15 protein-coding genes are annotated in these 15,123 nt (G+C 72.1%); 7 read left to right on the forward strand and 8 right to left on the reverse strand.

The window, feature by feature from the left end:
- Positions 1–62: 62 nt before the first annotated feature.
- The 4 genes from OIE74_RS12350 to OIE74_RS12365 form a co-directional block, all read right to left on the reverse strand.
- On the reverse strand, positions 63–1,220 hold the full coding sequence (locus OIE74_RS12350) for a hypothetical protein (RefSeq protein ID WP_329381963.1): 1,158 nt from the start codon (positions 1,218–1,220) through the stop codon (positions 63–65).
- Positions 1,213–3,072 carry a DUF3492 domain-containing protein gene (locus OIE74_RS12355; protein WP_329381965.1) on the reverse strand — a complete coding sequence of 620 codons (1,860 nt, stop codon included), beginning with the start codon at positions 3,070–3,072 and terminating at the stop codon, positions 1,213–1,215. The genes OIE74_RS12350 and OIE74_RS12355 overlap by 8 nt, the downstream gene beginning before the upstream one ends.
- A gap of 245 nt (positions 3,073–3,317) precedes the next feature.
- Positions 3,318–4,703 (reverse strand): DUF3152 domain-containing protein, encoded by a 1,386-nt coding sequence (locus OIE74_RS12360; RefSeq protein ID WP_329381968.1) that lies wholly within the window; start codon positions 4,701–4,703, stop codon positions 3,318–3,320.
- Between the two features lie 8 nt (positions 4,704–4,711).
- Positions 4,712–5,788 carry an alpha/beta fold hydrolase gene (locus tag OIE74_RS12365; RefSeq protein WP_329381971.1) on the reverse strand — a complete coding sequence of 359 codons (1,077 nt, stop codon included), beginning with the start codon at positions 5,786–5,788 and terminating at the stop codon, positions 4,712–4,714.
- Between the two features lie 163 nt (positions 5,789–5,951).
- On the opposite strand from OIE74_RS12365, the gene OIE74_RS12370 reads away from it, so the two are divergent.
- The 4 genes from OIE74_RS12370 (at position 5,952) to OIE74_RS12385 (ending at position 7,934) form a co-directional block, all read left to right on the forward strand.
- Positions 5,952–6,218 (forward strand): hypothetical protein, encoded by a 267-nt coding sequence (locus OIE74_RS12370; RefSeq protein ID WP_329381973.1) that lies wholly within the window; start codon positions 5,952–5,954, stop codon positions 6,216–6,218.
- A gap of 200 nt (positions 6,219–6,418) precedes the next feature.
- Positions 6,419–7,069 carry a TetR/AcrR family transcriptional regulator gene (locus tag OIE74_RS12375; protein WP_329381976.1) on the forward strand — a complete coding sequence of 217 codons (651 nt, stop codon included), beginning with the start codon at positions 6,419–6,421 and terminating at the stop codon, positions 7,067–7,069.
- A gap of 183 nt (positions 7,070–7,252) precedes the next feature.
- A complete protein-coding gene (locus OIE74_RS12380) occupies positions 7,253–7,480 on the forward strand; it encodes a DUF3107 domain-containing protein (protein ID WP_329381979.1) in 228 nt (75 codons plus the stop codon).
- Positions 7,481–7,664: 184 nt separating this feature from the next.
- Positions 7,665–7,934: a hypothetical protein gene (locus OIE74_RS12385; RefSeq protein WP_329381981.1), complete on the forward strand. Its 270-nt coding sequence runs from the start codon at positions 7,665–7,667 to the stop codon at positions 7,932–7,934.
- A 61-nt stretch (positions 7,935–7,995) separates the two neighbouring features.
- Here the strand turns inward: OIE74_RS12385 and OIE74_RS12390 are convergent, their stop codons facing one another.
- Complete coding sequence (locus OIE74_RS12390) at positions 7,996–8,766, reverse strand: ferritin-like fold-containing protein (protein ID WP_329381984.1); 771 nt, start codon at positions 8,764–8,766, stop codon at positions 7,996–7,998.
- Positions 8,767–9,295: 529 nt separating this feature from the next.
- On the opposite strand from OIE74_RS12390, the gene OIE74_RS12395 reads away from it, so the two are divergent.
- Entirely contained in the window at positions 9,296–11,113 is a 1,818-nt protein-coding gene (locus OIE74_RS12395) for a DEAD/DEAH box helicase (RefSeq protein ID WP_329381987.1), read from the forward strand.
- A 133-nt stretch (positions 11,114–11,246) separates the two neighbouring features.
- Positions 11,247–12,098, forward strand: coding sequence for an alpha/beta fold hydrolase (locus OIE74_RS12400; RefSeq protein ID WP_329381991.1), 852 nt, complete (start codon positions 11,247–11,249; stop codon positions 12,096–12,098).
- A gap of 24 nt (positions 12,099–12,122) precedes the next feature.
- Here the strand turns inward: OIE74_RS12400 and OIE74_RS12405 are convergent, their stop codons facing one another.
- Positions 12,123–13,034 (reverse strand): NYN domain-containing protein, encoded by a 912-nt coding sequence (locus tag OIE74_RS12405; protein ID WP_329381993.1) that lies wholly within the window; start codon positions 13,032–13,034, stop codon positions 12,123–12,125.
- Between the two features lie 176 nt (positions 13,035–13,210).
- Here OIE74_RS12405 and OIE74_RS12410 point away from each other — a divergent pair, with 176 nt between their 5' ends.
- Positions 13,211–13,363, forward strand: coding sequence for a hypothetical protein (locus OIE74_RS12410; protein ID WP_189111543.1), 153 nt, complete (start codon positions 13,211–13,213; stop codon positions 13,361–13,363).
- 81 nt (positions 13,364–13,444) lie between these two features.
- On the opposite strand, the gene OIE74_RS12415 is transcribed toward OIE74_RS12410, so the two are convergent.
- Positions 13,445–14,050 (reverse strand): MarC family protein, encoded by a 606-nt coding sequence (locus OIE74_RS12415; protein WP_329381998.1) that lies wholly within the window; start codon positions 14,048–14,050, stop codon positions 13,445–13,447.
- Positions 14,051–14,216: 166 nt separating this feature from the next.
- Positions 14,217–15,086: a PHP domain-containing protein gene (locus OIE74_RS12420; RefSeq protein ID WP_329382000.1), complete on the reverse strand. Its 870-nt coding sequence runs from the start codon at positions 15,084–15,086 to the stop codon at positions 14,217–14,219.
- Positions 15,087–15,123 lie beyond the last annotated feature (37 nt).

A 15,123-nucleotide genomic window follows, 5' to 3' on the forward strand; every position in this document is an offset into this window, starting at 1 on the left:
AGGTCTGTGGGTCCGGATGTGCGGCCCGGACGGGGCGTGCGCCGGAGGCCGGTGGCCGCCGGTCAGGTGTGGGCCGAGGCCCGGGACAGTGCGACGGCGGCGTGGATCAGCAGTCCGAGCGCGGCGGCGCCGCAGGCGATGGCCGGTACGGCGCCGGTCCCCCACGCCTCGACGAGGGCCCGGACGGGGGCGGAGACGGGTTCGAAGCCGGGGACGCGGCCCAGCGTCGCGAGGAGGAGGGCCGGTGCCTCGACGGCGCAGGCGGTGGCGAGGCCGGTCGCCGCCGCCCTGGGGAAGCCGTGGACGGTGAGGAGCCGGGCGAGGAACAGCAGACAGCCGAGGGCGACGGTCGCGGCGGGGTGGCCGGTGCCGGCGCCCCGGTCGCCGCCGAGTACGAGTTCGGCGAGGACGGCGAGAGCGGTCAGCGCGAGGGCGTACAGCGCGAGCAGACCGAGCAGCGCCGGCCGGGTCCGGGCGGCGAACTCGGCCAGCCCGCGACTGTCGGCGAGCCTGCGGCGCGCCTGTACGGCCAGCAGATGGGCGCACCAGGCGGCGGGCGCCACGGCGAACGCCAGGGCGACGAGCGGCGCCGCCGCGTGGGCCAGGGGGTCCGTCAGGTGCGGCCCGCCGCCGGCCGCCGCGTGGGTCAGCCCGTCGCCGTACAGCACATACGCCAGCAGCCAGCACACCCACAGGCGCGAGACAGGCGCCGTGTGGCCCTCGACGCGCAGCGGGCCGCGCCGGAGGGCGACGGTGAGCGCGATGGCGAGGGCGACGGCCCCCGCCACACCTATCGCGAGCCGGAGCCCCCCGGCGGCGCTGTCGGCGTACCGCAAGGTGATGACCGCGGCGGCGCACACGGCGCCCGGTAGCAGGGTGCGCAGCGCCCATCCGGCGCGCGGATCGGTGGAGCGTGCCGGGTGCGGCACGGTCGTGTCGGCGGTGTCCCCGCCACTGTCGGCGGCGCGCGGCACGCGCGCGTAGAGCTCCTCGGCGAGCGAGAAGACATCGCGGTGCCGGAAGCGCGCGGCAGCCCGGTCGGTGACGCCGTGCGCCTCCAGACCGGCCGCGATCTCCAGCGGGTCGACGGCGCGCTCGCACAGCTCGCGGTGGCTGTGCAACAGCGTCTTGACGGGGTCGGCGGGGCCGGGACGGCGCGCGAGTCCCGTCGTGAGCCCGGGGGTGGCGGCTCTCCCGGGGGTGGTGTCCGCGTCAGACATCTCTCTCCCCCAGGGCCTGTCCGGCGCCCACGCCGACCGCCTCGGTAGGACGCGATGCCCGCGCGACGTCGGGTAAGGAGACGGGGAGGGACGGCAGGGCCACCGGCACCGGGGGCGTCAACGGCCGCGGCGCCGGCATCGGTACGGTCGTGGCCTGTCCGGCGGTCCAGTGACCGGGTACGTACGCCTCCGCCGGGTTGGCGAACGGCAGCGGCTCGCCGTGCGCGTCCACCGTCTCGGCCGGGCGCCGGACCGGGGCGTGCGAGATCAGCTCCAGGTAGATGCCGCGGAACGCCGCCAGGTTCTGCTCGACGGTGAAGAGTTCCAGCGCGCGAGCCCGCGCGGCGGCGCCCAGCCGTTCGCGCCGCTCCGGGTCGCGCAACAGCGCGACACAGGCGTCGGCGAGCGCCCGCGGATTGCGCGGGGGCACGACGAGACCCGTGCCACCGATGACCTCGACGACCGCGCCGACGTCGGTGGAGACCGTCGCGCGCCCGCAGAACATCGCCTCGACGAGGCTGACCGGGAAGCCCTCGACGATGCTGGACAGAACGACCACCCCGCCCGCCGCGTAGGCGTCGACCAGCTCCGGGGCGCCGGGCCCGCCGACCTCCTCGAAGGAGACGCAGTTGTCGCCCACGGCGTGCGCGTCGGCCGCCTCGTCGGGGAACAACTGGGCCGCCAGCGCGCGGCAGTGGGCGAGATACGCCGTCGCCTCCGCGCCCTGCGCGGCGGCGCCGATGATCCGCAGCCGCGCCTCGGGCTCCTCCTTACGGATGTCGGCGAAGGCGTGCAGCAGGGAGATGAGGTCCTTGGCGGGCTCGATCCGCCCGACCCAGACGACGGTGTTCGGACCGCCGCCGTGACCGCTGTCACCGCCGCTTCCGGTACCGCCGCCGTGGCCGCGTTCACTGTCTTCGCCCAGCGCCGAGAAGCGCTCCGTCTCCATGCCGGGGTAGACGGTGCGCAGTTTGGCGCGGTCGGCGCCGCAGCGCTCCTGCCAGCGTCTGGCGTGGGTGTTGCCGGGGGTGATGACGGTGGCCTGCCGGTAGACCTCGGCGGCGAGCCGGCCCTGGAAGGCCGCGAGCAGGGCGCGCACCGGCGCGCGCAGGGGCGCGTCACCTCCGGGTCCGGCGGCCAGGTAGTGGGCGCGGAGCTGGACGCCGTACTCGGTGACCAGCAGCGGCGCGCCGAAGAAGCGTTTGCCCAGAAGTCCGGGCAGGGCGGCGGATCCACCGGTCGTCGCGTGACAGAGATCGACCGCACCGAGGCCGTCCTCGTCGTACCAGTCGAGCGAGAGCGGGCGCAGCGCACGCTCCAACTGGTCGGCGAAGACCAGGTAGTCGGGGACGGTGGCACCACGCACGCTCCGGCGTGCGCGGGGGGCGTGGCAGGCGGATTCCAGGATCCGTACTGCGGCCTCCGAACGCAGCGCCGTGGGCAGACCGCCGTGGTCGCGGGCCAGTTCGGCGAGTCCGTACAGCCCCTCGGCGAAGGCGACCGTGTCGCGCGCGCCGTCGCCGCGACCGCTCCCTGCCGCGCTCCGCGGCGCGCCGTCGTCCGGGGCGCAGACGGCGTTGATCAGATCCCCGAAGTGCCCCACGAAGCGCCGCCGTTCACGCCGTCCGTAAGCCCTCCCGTCGCCTTCGGCCGACCAGAGGGACGCGGTGCGCACCCTCAGTACGGAGGGCGGGAGCTGGATCCAGCCGTTGCCCTCCTGGTGGGCGCTGCGGCTGAGCGCGTAGATGTCGAACTCGTGCTGCGCGAGCCCGCGTACGAGCCGGTCGCACCAGAGCCTGGACTCACCCGTCGCGTACGGGTAGCCACCGTCCGTGAGTAGTCCGATCCGCACGAGCACACCCCCGATCTCCCTTGTGGGAAGCCGCCGTTGGATCGGCGACTCACAGCGGGACGACCGTAAGCGGACATGACGGTGCGACGACGGACGGTTGTCCGTCGCACCACCGGAAGGGGTGAATGCACGTAACTTTCCCACCGCGGTAGCGTTCCGTCGCGGTAAGGGCTCAGGTGGTCACAGTGCGTCAAGCCAGGGCCGACGCCTGGGCCGACGCTTTGGCCGATGCCCCGCCCGGCGCCTCAATTGCCGGGGAACGCCCAGGGGTTGGGCTCGCACTTCACGCCGTCGAGATCGAGCGTCTTCGTCTGCTGCTGCATCACCGGCGCGAGCGTGCCCGGCGTCTGGCAGCTCACGTGGCCGTACCCGAGCCGGTGCCCGACCTCATGGTTGATGAGCATCTGCCGGTAGGTCAGCATCGCCTTGGAGCCGTAAGTCTTGGCCCCCCGCGCCCAGCGGTACGCGTTGATCATCACGCGGTCGGTCGAGGCGGAGTCGCAGGACACGTTGTCGACGGTGGTGTCCAGTCCCGACTTGGCGCACCACTCGGCCGTGGTCCCCGGGCTGGCCAGCGTGATCACGAACCTGGGTGAGCCACTGGAGATCCGCTCGAAGGTCATGGCTCCGTTGTGGGCCCAACTCCGGTCGTCGTTCAGAGTTTTCTGTACGGCGTCGGCGAACAGCTTCTCGTCGAGCCCGAGGCCCTTCTCGACATCGATCCGGTAGCTGACCTTGGGACCGTCGCCGGGCGCCTTCGCCAGTCCCGGCACCGCGCCGAACTCGCCCGAGCCCTTCAGATCGGCGGCCAGCGGGAACTGCTTGGTCATCAGCTGGGCGTAGGTGAGCGCGGGCGCGGGCGCCTCGGCCGCGGGCTCCTTCGGCGGGATCGTCCTGCCGTCCGAGCGCGAGGCGGGGCCCTCTCCGTCGCGGGCGAGCCCGCCGGAGGGCAGCGCGTCGGCACGGGGGCCGCCGCCGTCGGTGACCTGGGCGGCCACCACGACGGCGAGCACCGTGGTCACCGCCGCCGCGGCGATTCCGGTGAGGGTGCGCCCCAGATTGCCCTTCTCGGGCCGCTCGTCGTCGCCGACGGCGTCCGGGAGGCCGTCGGGGTCGTCCCGGTCCGGGCCACGGCCGGAGTCGGCGGCGGAGGCCGTACGGGGGCGGCTGCTCTCGTCGTCCCAGTCGGCGACGGAGCCGTACGGATCGGGGCGCCACCGCGCGGAGTCGGCGTCGAGGCCCACAGCGGCGCCGCTGCCGCCTCCGTAAGGAGAGGGAGGCGCGTCAAAGGCGTCGACGAACTCACGGCGTGGTCCCGGCACCTGGACGGGGACCTGGCGCTGCCCGGTCGGCGCCGGACGCGGAGGCCGCTGCTGCCCGCCGCCACGACCGTCCTGCCAGTCCCCGTACCGCTGTTGACCGCCCCAGCCGCCGCCCGGTTCACGGTGCTCGGGATGCCCGCCGCGTACCTGCGGCACGCCGTGCGCGGGGGTGCCGTACACCGGTGCCGCCGGTGATGCCTGCGGTGCCGGCCGTTCCCGCTCGGCGGCCGGCGGGCCGCTCACGGCGGGAGCGCGCTTCTTGCTGTCGGACGCCTTGGGCGCGGGGCCTTTACGGCTGTGTCGTCCCACGCCCCGGATCAGCTCCCGCCACTGTCGTTGTCGCCGTCGTAGTCATCTCTGTGGCGGCTCGCGCCGCCGCCGCTGAGGACGCCGCCGCCCCCACCGTCATTACGGCCGGGACGCCCGTTCGTCTCATCCGCCGCCCGGTCCGACTCCTCGATCAGGCCCCGCACGGCATCCGCGACCACTTCCGGGTACTCCATCATGGCAACATGCCCGGCGTCCGGAAGCGTCAGGAGCCGCGAATCCCGGAAAGCGGCGGACGCCTTTCGTGCCATTCGGTACGAAACAAGCTGATCCCGCCCTCCGTACACCAGCAGTGTCGGCGCGAGGACCCGTTCCGCCTGCCGCCACAGCCCTTGCTGTCCGCCGAGAGTGTAGGCGTCGACGATGCCCCGCGCGGAACGGGTCATCGCCTCCCAGAAGTACGGAAGACGCTGCCGCCGCTCCATCTCCTCCACCGCGTGCCGCATCCCCTCCTCCGAGACCCGGCCCGGGTCGCCGTAACAGAGGGCCATCACGCCGCGCGTGCGCTGCTCGGCCGACCACTCGCGGGTCATCCGCCCGAACAGCGCGCTGACACCGGGCAGGGCCAGCAGGGCGGTCGGCACGGCGTTGCGCTGCACGCGGATCTCGGGCAGCGCGGGTGAGACGAGGGTGAGGGTGCGCACCAGATCGGGACGGGAGGCGGCGACCCGGGTCGCGACGGCGCCTCCCATGGAGTTGCCGAAGAGATGAACCGCGCCGTGGCCGCCCGCGTCGAGCAGCCGGACCACGGCCCGCGCGTGCCCGGTGATCGAGTAGTTGCGGTCATCCGGCGGCGGGGAGTCCCCGAAGCCGGGCAGGTCGACCGCCTCGCCGTCGACCACGTCGGCCAGCAGCGGCATCAGGTCGGACCAGTTCTGCGAGGAGCCGCCGAGGCCGTGCACGTACAGCGCGTGCGGCAGCCCCGGGCGCGTGGGGGGCCGTGAGCGTACGTTGAGCGTCAGCCCCGGCAGCGCGACCGCACGCAGCCGCTCACCGTCGGCGACCCTGACAGCACTCACGCGCGGAACGGCGGCGGCGAGTGTTTCCGGCAGCTCGGTCGAAGACATGCGGCAATGTTACGAGACGATCACGCGCGGGTCCTCCCGTTCGCGGTCACCGGACACATAGCGTCGCGGGTACGGACCTCCTACCCTCGTAAGTACGCGCGTAGGTATTCGCCTCATATCGCGAATGGCACACGGAAGACGACCGGAGAAGAAAGGGCGCCCCATGCCGGCGGACCTGAGCGACCCGGACACATTCCCGAACGACTACGAGAACGGCACCGACAAGGAAGAGCGGGAGGCCGGAGCGGATTCCGGCGAACTCGAAGAACTCGACGAGGAGACTCCGGAGGCGGACGCCGCCGAGCAGCACAGGGACGTGCGCCCGTCGGGCGACGATCCGCCGGCCCCCATGGGTACGGAGGAGGCCGACGAGGCCGACGCCGCTGAGCAGGCGCGTATCGTCTCTCTCGACGAGGACGACTACCGCTGAGTATCCGCTCGGGACCGGGTTCGCCTTTTGTCAGCATTGGATACTTTTCTCCGTCGCCGCACTCGCGGCCAGGCGGATATCCGGCTCCCGTGAGTGTCCGGTCCGTGAAATTCTCAGACCTGACCACGCACAGCCGGGTTACCCAAAAGTACGATGGCAAGGCGGCGCACAGCGCGCACGGCACGATTCTGGGAGGCGGCGTGACAGCCATAGAGCAGACCGAGGCAGCGCGCCCGCGAGGCACGCGTCTGCCCCGCCGCGCTCGACGCAATCAGCTTCTGGGCGCGGCTCAGGAAGTCTTCGTCGCACAGGGTTACCACGCCGCGGCGATGGACGACATCGCGGAGCGGGCCGGTGTCAGCAAGCCCGTCCTGTACCAGCACTTCCCGGGGAAGCTGGATCTCTACCTGGCGCTTCTCGACCAGCACTGCGAAGCACTGCTGCGGGCCGTACGTACGGCCCTGGCCTCGACGACCGACAACAAGCTCCGGGTCGCGGCCACGATGGACGCGTACTTCGCCTACGTCGAGGACGAGGGCGGCGCGTTCCGGCTGGTCTTCGAGTCCGACCTGACGAACGAGCCCGCGGTGCGTGAGCGCGTCGACCGGGTGGCGCTCCAGTGCGCCGAGGCGATCTCCGACGTGATCGCCTCGGACACGGGACTCTCCAAGGAGGAGTCCATGATGCTGGCCGTCGGGCTCGGCGGCGTCTCCCAGGTGGTGGCCCGCTACTGGCTCTCCAGCGAGTCGGTCATCCCGCGCGACAAGGCCGTGGAACTTCTCACCTCGCTGGCCTGGCGCGGCATCGCGGGGTTCCCGCTGCACGGCAGCGAGCAGCACCCCGGCGCCTGACCGGGCGCGCGGCGCCCGGCGCCGGGCCCGACGCGGTCCACCGGCGGCCGGCCGGCCCGCGCGGTCCGTGTTCGCTGCGGGCGTGTCCCGCCACTGTCCTGAGCTCCTTCTCCCCGGGCTAATGTGTGCTGGGTACCGCGCGGTTGACCGCGCAACGCACCGACCGTTCGGAGGGACATAGCGGTGGAGGTCAAGATCGGCGTGCAGCACACGCCCCGCGAGATCGTTCTGGAGAGCTCGCAGTCCGCCGAGGACGTCGAGAGCGCCGTCGGCGACGCACTCGCCGGCAAGGCGAAGCTGCTCAGCCTCACGGACGAGAAGGGGCGGAAGGTGCTCGTACCGGCCGAACGGATCGCGTACGTGGAGATCGGCGAGCCGACGACGCGACGGGTGGGCTTCGGCCCGCTCTAGGCGAAATCGGCGGCACGGCACCACAGCGACGAAGGAGTGGCCCGGCGGGATTCCCGCCGGGCCACTCCTTCGTCGTCCGCTCCCCGGATTCCGCTCCCCGGATCGCGGAGGGTTGCCTCGCGCGCACTCCGGGTAGACCGGGCTACGACCGAATTGGCCAGCGCGCTTCGTGAGGTGATCAGCGGTGATCTTGGAAGCTCTCGGTGCGGTCCTGCTCGGACTCGGCGCTTCGTGGGCCGCGCTCCAGCGGCTGCCCCACCGGCTCCCCTCCCGCCGCCTCGTGCTCGCGGCGGGGTCCCTGGGCTCCCTCTTCGGCGCGGTGCTCACGCACGCGGCGCTCGGCCCCGGTCATGTCGTCGCGACGCTGATCGGCGCGGTCGTCGTCGGGGCGGTCCTGCTCTCGCTGCTGCTCCGCCCCGCGACCGCGGTCCTGCGCCGTCCGATGCCTTCCTGATCCGCCGGCCGCGGGAGCCCGGGAGCCGCGGGAGACCCGGGGCCCCGGAGCCGCGGGAGCCTCAGGCGGCCAGTCCCAGGGCCGCCATCCGCTTCGTGTGCGCCTCGGTGATCCGCGAGAACATCCGGCCCACCTCGGCCAGATCGAACCCGTCGGCGACCCCGCCCACCAGCATCGTCGACAGCGCGTCCCGGTCGGCCACCACCCGCTGCGCCTGTGACAGCGCCTCACCCATCAGCCGCCGCGCCCACAGGGCGAGCCGCCCGCCGACCCGGGGCTCGGCCTCGATCGCTGCCCTGACCTTCTCGACCGCGAAATTGCCGTGCCCTGTGTCATCGAGCACAGCGAGCACCAGACCGCGGGTGTCGGAGTCCAGGCGCGCGGCCACCTCGCGGTAGAAGTCACTGGCGATCGAATCGCCCACATACGCCTTGACCAGGCCCTCAAGCCAGTCCGACGGCGCGGTCTGGCGGTGGAAGTCGTCCAGTGCGGTGGCAAAGGGATCCATCGCGCCCGTCGGATCGGCGTCAATTTCGCCGAGCCGGTCGCGCAGCCTCTCGAAATGGTGGAATTCGGCGGAGGCCATCTTCGCGAGTTCCGCCTTGTCGTCCAGAGTCGGCGCGAGTTTGGCGTCCTCGGCAAGCCGCTCGAAGGCCGCCAGTTCGCCGTAGGCGAGCGCTCCCAGCAGATCCACGACCGCGGCCCGGTACTTCGGGTCGGCGGAGGCGGTCGCCCAGTCCTGGGCGGCGATCCCGGTGAGTTCCGCGGGCGCGGAACCGGTCGGTGACCCTGGTGTGGACTCGGGCTCTGTGGCGTTGTCAGACGTCTCCATGGAGCGCACAATAACCCGCTCGACGCACCTCGTAGAGCCCACTTCGCGCACCGTTCAAGAGCCCGGTCGGGCACTGCCCTGACACCGTTCCGACGAATTCGTCCAACACACCTGCGCGATTCCGGGGTACAGTGGTAATGCGCCTGCCGAGTATTCGGTGGGCCATCGCAGTGTTTGACCGGGAGATCTGTCCCGGACAGGCCCCATGAGGATGCCCGGTCGGTGGCCCGATCGGCTCCGACCCCGACCGCCCTCCGCGCGGACCGTGCGCACAGCTGCGTACGACCTGCAGATGAGGGGCCCCCTCAGCGGCACGAGCGCTCGAGCGACGGCAGTGGTCCCGCGCCATCCGGCCAATCCACGGCCGGCCGAGTACCCAGGTGCGGTACGACCCCCGCGTTCGCCTCGGGTCGCGTCTCACAGAAGAGGCAGCACCCTGACTACGACTTTCCGAGACCTCGGAATCCTTCCCGAGACGGCCGAAGCGCTCGAAGCCGTCGGCATCATGTCCCCGTTCCCCATCCAAGAGATGACGCTCCCGGTCGCCCTGTCCGGCAAGGATGTCATCGGCCAGGCCAAGACCGGCACGGGCAAGACGCTCGGCTTCGGCCTGCCGCTCCTGGAGCGCGTCACCGTCCCCGCCGACGTCGAGGCGGGCCGGGCCGTTCCCGAGCAGCTCACCAACGCCCCGCAGGCCCTCGTGGTCGTCCCCACCCGCGAGCTGTGCCAGCAGGTCACCAACGACCTCCAGACCGCCGGCAAGGTGCGCAACGTGCGCGTGCTGGCGATCTACGGCGGCCGTGCCTACGAACCGCAGGTCGAAGCCCTCAAGAAGGGCGTCGACGTGATCGTCGGCACCCCGGGCCGGCTGCTCGACCTGGCCGGCCAGCGCAAGCTCGACCTGTCGCACGTGCGCGGCCTCGTCCTGGACGAGGCCGACGAGATGCTCGACCTGGGCTTCCTGCCCGACGTCGAGCGGATCATCCAGCTGCTCCCCGCGAAGCGCCAGACGATGCTGTTCTCGGCGACCATGCCGGGCGCGGTCATCGGTCTCGCGCGCCGCTACATGTCGCAGCCGACGCACATCAGCGCCACGTCGCCGGACGACGAGGGCGCGACGGTCGCCAACACCACGCAGCGCGTCTACCGCGCCCACTCCATGGACAAGCCGGAGATGGTCGCGCGCATCCTCCAGGCCGAGGGCCGCGGGCTCGCGATGATCTTCTGCCGTACGAAGCGTACGGCCGCGGACATCGCCGACCAGCTCGCCCAGCGCGGCTTCGCCTCGGGCGCCGTCCACGGCGACCTCGGCCAGGGCGCGCGTGAGCAGGCGCTGCGCGCGTTCCGCAACGGCAAGGTGGACGTTCTCGTCTGCACCGACGTCGCCGCGCGCGGTATCGACGTCGAGGGTGTGACGCACGTCATCAACTATCAGTCGCCCGAGGAGGAGAAGACCTACCTCCACCGCATCGGCCGTACCGGCCGCGCGGGCGCGTCCGGCATCGCCGTCACGCTGGTCGACTGGGACGACATCCCGCGCTGGCAGCTGATCAACAAGGCGCTGGACCTGGGCTTCCCGGACCCGCCGGAGACCTACTCGACCTCGCCGCACCTCTTCGAGGAGCTCAGCATTCCCGCGGGGACGAAGGGCATCCTGCCGCGTACGGACCGGACACGTGCCGGTCTGTCGGCGGAGCGGGTCGAGGACCTGGGCGAGACGGGCGGCCGTGGCCGCAAGTCCGCCGGGGCCCCGTCCGCGCGGTCGGCCGGCGCCGCCGTGCAGGAGGAGCGCCCCGCCCGTACGCGCACACCGCGCCAGCGGCGCCGTACACGCGGCGGGACTCCCCTGGAGGCCGGCGAGGCGCAGACGCAGACAGTGGCGGCGACGGCCCCGGCGGCGACCGGAGCGGTCGACACCGCCGAGGGCGCTGAAGCGGCCGAGCCGCGCGTCCCGCGCCGCCGTCGGCGTACGCGCGTGGGCGTACCCGCCGACGCGGCTGCCGCGGTCGCCACGACCGTGGCGCAGCCGGGGACGGACCTGTTCGTCGAGCCGGTGGCCGAGCAGGGCGACGCCGACGCCGATGCGGTCACCAAGCCGCGCCGTCGTCGTACGCGGGCCGCCAAGCCCGCTGTCGAGGCCGTGGAGACGGTCGCGGCCGTGGTCGTCGACCCCGGCGCCGGGGCGAAGACCGAGACCAGCCCCCGGCGCCGTACGCGCGCCGCCAAGGCCCCGGTCGAGGCCGGCACGGTGAAGGCCGCCGATTCGGCGGATGGCGACGCCCCCGCCGCCGAGGCCAAGCCGCGCCGGCGCCGTACGCGCGCGGCGGCGGCCCAGCCCGAGAGCTGACAGCGCACGCCCGACGGCCCGGCACCCCCCAGGGGATGCCGGGCCGTCGGCGTGTTCGCGGGTCCTCTATCGCGCCTCCTGAGGAGGCCGGGCGGGTGAGGCGGCTGTGGGCGTGGGGACTTACTCTCGTCGCATGAGCAGGCCGCCCACGTTCACTCCCCCGCCCTGTGCCCGCGCGCGCCAGTTGGCGACGAGCCGCGGGCACTTCGCCGTGCTCGACGCGCGCCCCGGGGGGACGCCGCGGGGCACCGCCCTTCTGATGCCCGGATTCACCGGCAGTAAGGAGGACTTCATCGCGATGCTGGAGCCGCTCACCGCGGCCGGCTACCGAGTGATCGCCGTCGACGGGCGCGGGCAGTACGAGTCCGTGGGACCCGATTCCCAAGAGGCGTACGCCCAAGAGGAGTTGGCGGCGGATGTGCTGGCGCAGGCGGAGGCGGTCGGGGCACCTGTCCATCTCGTGGGCCACTCGCTGGGCGGGCAGATCGCCCGCGCGGCCGTCCTTACGGACGCGGAGCCGTTCCGTACGCTGACGCTGATCTCCTCGGGCCCCGGCCGTATCGCCCCCTCCCAGGAGGAGCGGGTGCGGCTGCTGAGCGAGGCCCTGGCGCTCACGAACATGGACATGGAGCGGGTCTGGGAGGGCATCCAGGCGATGGAGCCGCCGGAGGAGACCTCCGTCGACGGCACGGATCTGCGCCGCCGCTGGCTGCGCCACAACCCGGTGCAACTCATCACCACGGGGCGGCAGTTGACGGTGGAGCCGGACCGGGTGGCCGAGCTCGCCGCCGTACATCCGCTGCCGAAGCATGTGATGTCCGGCGTGCGGGACGACACCTGGCCCGTGCCGCTGCTCGACGACATGGCGCGGCGGATGGACGCGCGCAGGACCGTGATCGAGGGCGCCGAGCACTCGCCGAACACCGATCAGCCGCTGCGTACGGCAGCGGCCCTCAGCGCCTTCTGGGACGGCTCCGGGCGCTGAGGGGGACCGGAGGGACCGGGGAGCTCAGAACTGCGCCTGGAGGTGCTGCCAGAACCCGTCCCGCAGTGCCCGCCGCAGGATCGCGTGCCCCCGCAGCGAGCGTTGCAGCAGCTTCTCCGCCTCGATGAGCAGGTCCTGGTCGACGGGGCCCGGCAGATACGGATGGCCGGGCAGCAGTTCGGCCATCGCCACCCGCCCGCGCCCGACCAGCCATGTCGCGGCGATCTGCGCGCCGATGAAGCGCACCTGTTCGCGCGAGGGCGGCGGCTCGCCCTCGTTCTCGTACGTGGTGACCGCCCGCCGCGTCACGTACGGCTGCCAGAATTCGAGGTCGAAGGTGCGCTGGCTGTCGACCTCCCACAGAAGCGGTTCGGCCTGGTTGCGCCCCTCGCCGGCCTCGATGCCCCAGAGATGGACGCGCGCGCCGTATCCCTGCGCGGCCTCCACGGCCGACACCAGGTCCTCGTCACCGCCGACGAGTGCGGCGTCGCTGATGGCGCGGTGCCTGGCGAGCGATTCGAGATCCGTGCGGATCAGGGAGTCGACGCCCTTCTGCTGGTTGTTGGCGTTGAGATTGCCGAGGCGGACCTTGACGTCCGGCAGCTCGGCGATGGCCTGCTGCTCGGGCGTGTGGATACGGCGCCGCGCGCCGTCGTACCAGTAGACCCGGAGCAGTCTGCTGTCGGCGAAGATCGTGCGCGCCTTGTCGATGAACGCCTCGATGAGCCCCTCGGCGTCGAGATCGAAGGACCGCCGGTCCTCGGTCCCCGCGACCAGTAATCCGGCCGCAGCGTGGACGTAACCCGCGTCGACGAAGATGGCGTGGGTGGACGGTGTCTTCGAGACCTCGGCGAGCATCCGCTGGAGCAGTTCGTTGGTGCGCTCCAGGCGGGCGCCGACCTCGGCGATGTCGGGATTGATCTCTGCCTCGCTCATACGCGGTCCATTGTCCGTGGACACCTCTGTACTCGCCAGTAATCAGCCATCTGAAAAATTTCCTTAGTGTAGGGAATGTTTGCAGAGGGCAAGGCGTTGTCGCCTGATGTAATCAACGATGGGTTATCCGTCACACACAGTTCTCCTACGGAGGATCAGACGAAGGGAGAAGCGGTATGCGCTTCGAGATCATGCGACTGAACGATGCTGACGGCACCGCCGTCGACAGCACCGTCGTGGACGCCGCCTCCGTCAATCAGATCGTGCAGCAGGCCGCCTCCACAGGGCAGCGCCTCTACATCCGCCCGGCCGAGACCCCGGCCTCGTAAATTCTCGGATCCCTCCGGATCCACTGATCGGCTCATGTCGAGACGCCCCCGTACGGACATCCGTACGGGGGCGCTTTGGTCTCACGCGGCCTGCACGACCTGCGTGACGCCGTTGATGATCTGCTGCACGGCGATGGCCGAGAGCATCATTCCGGCGAGCCTGGTCACCAGCACCACACCGCCGTCCTTGATGACCCGGATGATCACCAGCGAGTAGCGCATCGTGAGCCAGAGCACGGCGTGCATCGCCACGATCGCCACCCACACCGAGATCTGCGCCGCCGCCCCGTCGGCGTGCTGGACGGCGAGGATGACGGAGACGATCGCGCCGGGGCCGGCCAGGAGCGGCATGCCGAGCGGTACGAGGGCGACGTTGACGTCCTTCGTCTGCTTGGGCTCGTCGTTCTTGCCGGTGAGCAGATCGAGAGCGATGAGCAGCAGGAGCAGTCCGCCGGCGATCATCAGCGCGGGGACGGATACATGCAGATAGTCCAGGATCTGCTGGCCGAGGATGCCGAAGACGGTGATCACGCCGAAGGCGACGGCCACCGCCTGCCAGGCCATCCGGCGCTGGACCTTGGCGGGGCGCCCGGAGGTGAGGCCGAGGAAGATCGGGGTGATCCCGGGCGGGTCCATGATCACGAACAGGGTCAGGAAGAGGGAGCCGAAGACGGCGGCGTCGAACACGGTGTGGCCTTGCGGGAGATGGGCGGGCGGGACTCGGGGCGCGGTACGCGGCCGGGCACCGGCGTCGGCCGGGCACGGCGTCGTACGCGGCTCCGCACGGCGCGGCACGGGGCGCGCGCACGACGGGCACGTGGTGCGGGTCAGGACCTGTGGTGCGGGTCTGGAGCTACACGGGTCCGCCCGTGCCGGGCACCGGGAAGGCGCCCGACGCGCGCCGGACGATCTCGCCGTAGATCTCCGGGTCGGTGCTGTACTCCCCGAGCCGGACGGTCTTCCGGGTCCCGTGGTAGTCGCTGGAGCCGGTCGTGAGCAGCCCCAGCTCGGCGGCGAGTCCGCGCAGCCGGGCGCGCGTAGGCTCGTCGTGGTTCATGTGGTCGACCTCGATGCCGTCGAGGCCCGCCTCGGCCAGCCGTACCAGCGCCGCCTCGGCGACGACCGCGCCCCGGGTCACGGCCAGCGGATGCGCGACGACGGTGACACCGCCGGCGGCCTTGACCAGCCGGACCGCCTCAAAGGGGTCCAGCTCGTGGCGGGGCACGTGCACCCGGCCGTGGTCGGAGAGCCACTGGGAGGTGAACGCCTCGTCGACCGAGCCCACAATGCCCAGATCGACGAGGGCCGACGCGACGTGCGGGCGGCCGATCGAGCCGTCTCCGGCGATCCGGGCGACCTGTTCCCAGGTGATGGGCACGCCGAGTTCCCGGAGCTTGGCCACCATCGCCTTCGCGCGCGGCACCCGGTCGTCGCGCACCAGCTCGCGCTCGCGCAGCAGTCGGGGCTCGTCGGCGTCGAAGAGGTACGCCAGCATGTGCAGGCTCACACCGTCCGCGCGGCAGGAGAGTTCGGCGCCGGTGACGAGGGTGAGGCCGGTGTCGAGCTCGGCGAGGGCCTTGAGCGCCTCGGCATGGCCCCGGGTCGTGTCGTGGTCGGTGAGCGCGACGACGTCCAGACCGGCGGCCACGGCGTTACGTACGAGCTCGGCCGGGGTGTCCGTACCGTCCGACGCCGTGGAGTGGGTGTGCAGGTCGATGCGCACGACGCGTACTCCAGGGGTTCGGACGGGCAGGGGACGC

This window comes from Streptomyces sp. NBC_01716 (genome assembly GCF_036248275.1).
Classification (GTDB): domain Bacteria; phylum Actinomycetota; class Actinomycetes; order Streptomycetales; family Streptomycetaceae; genus Streptomyces.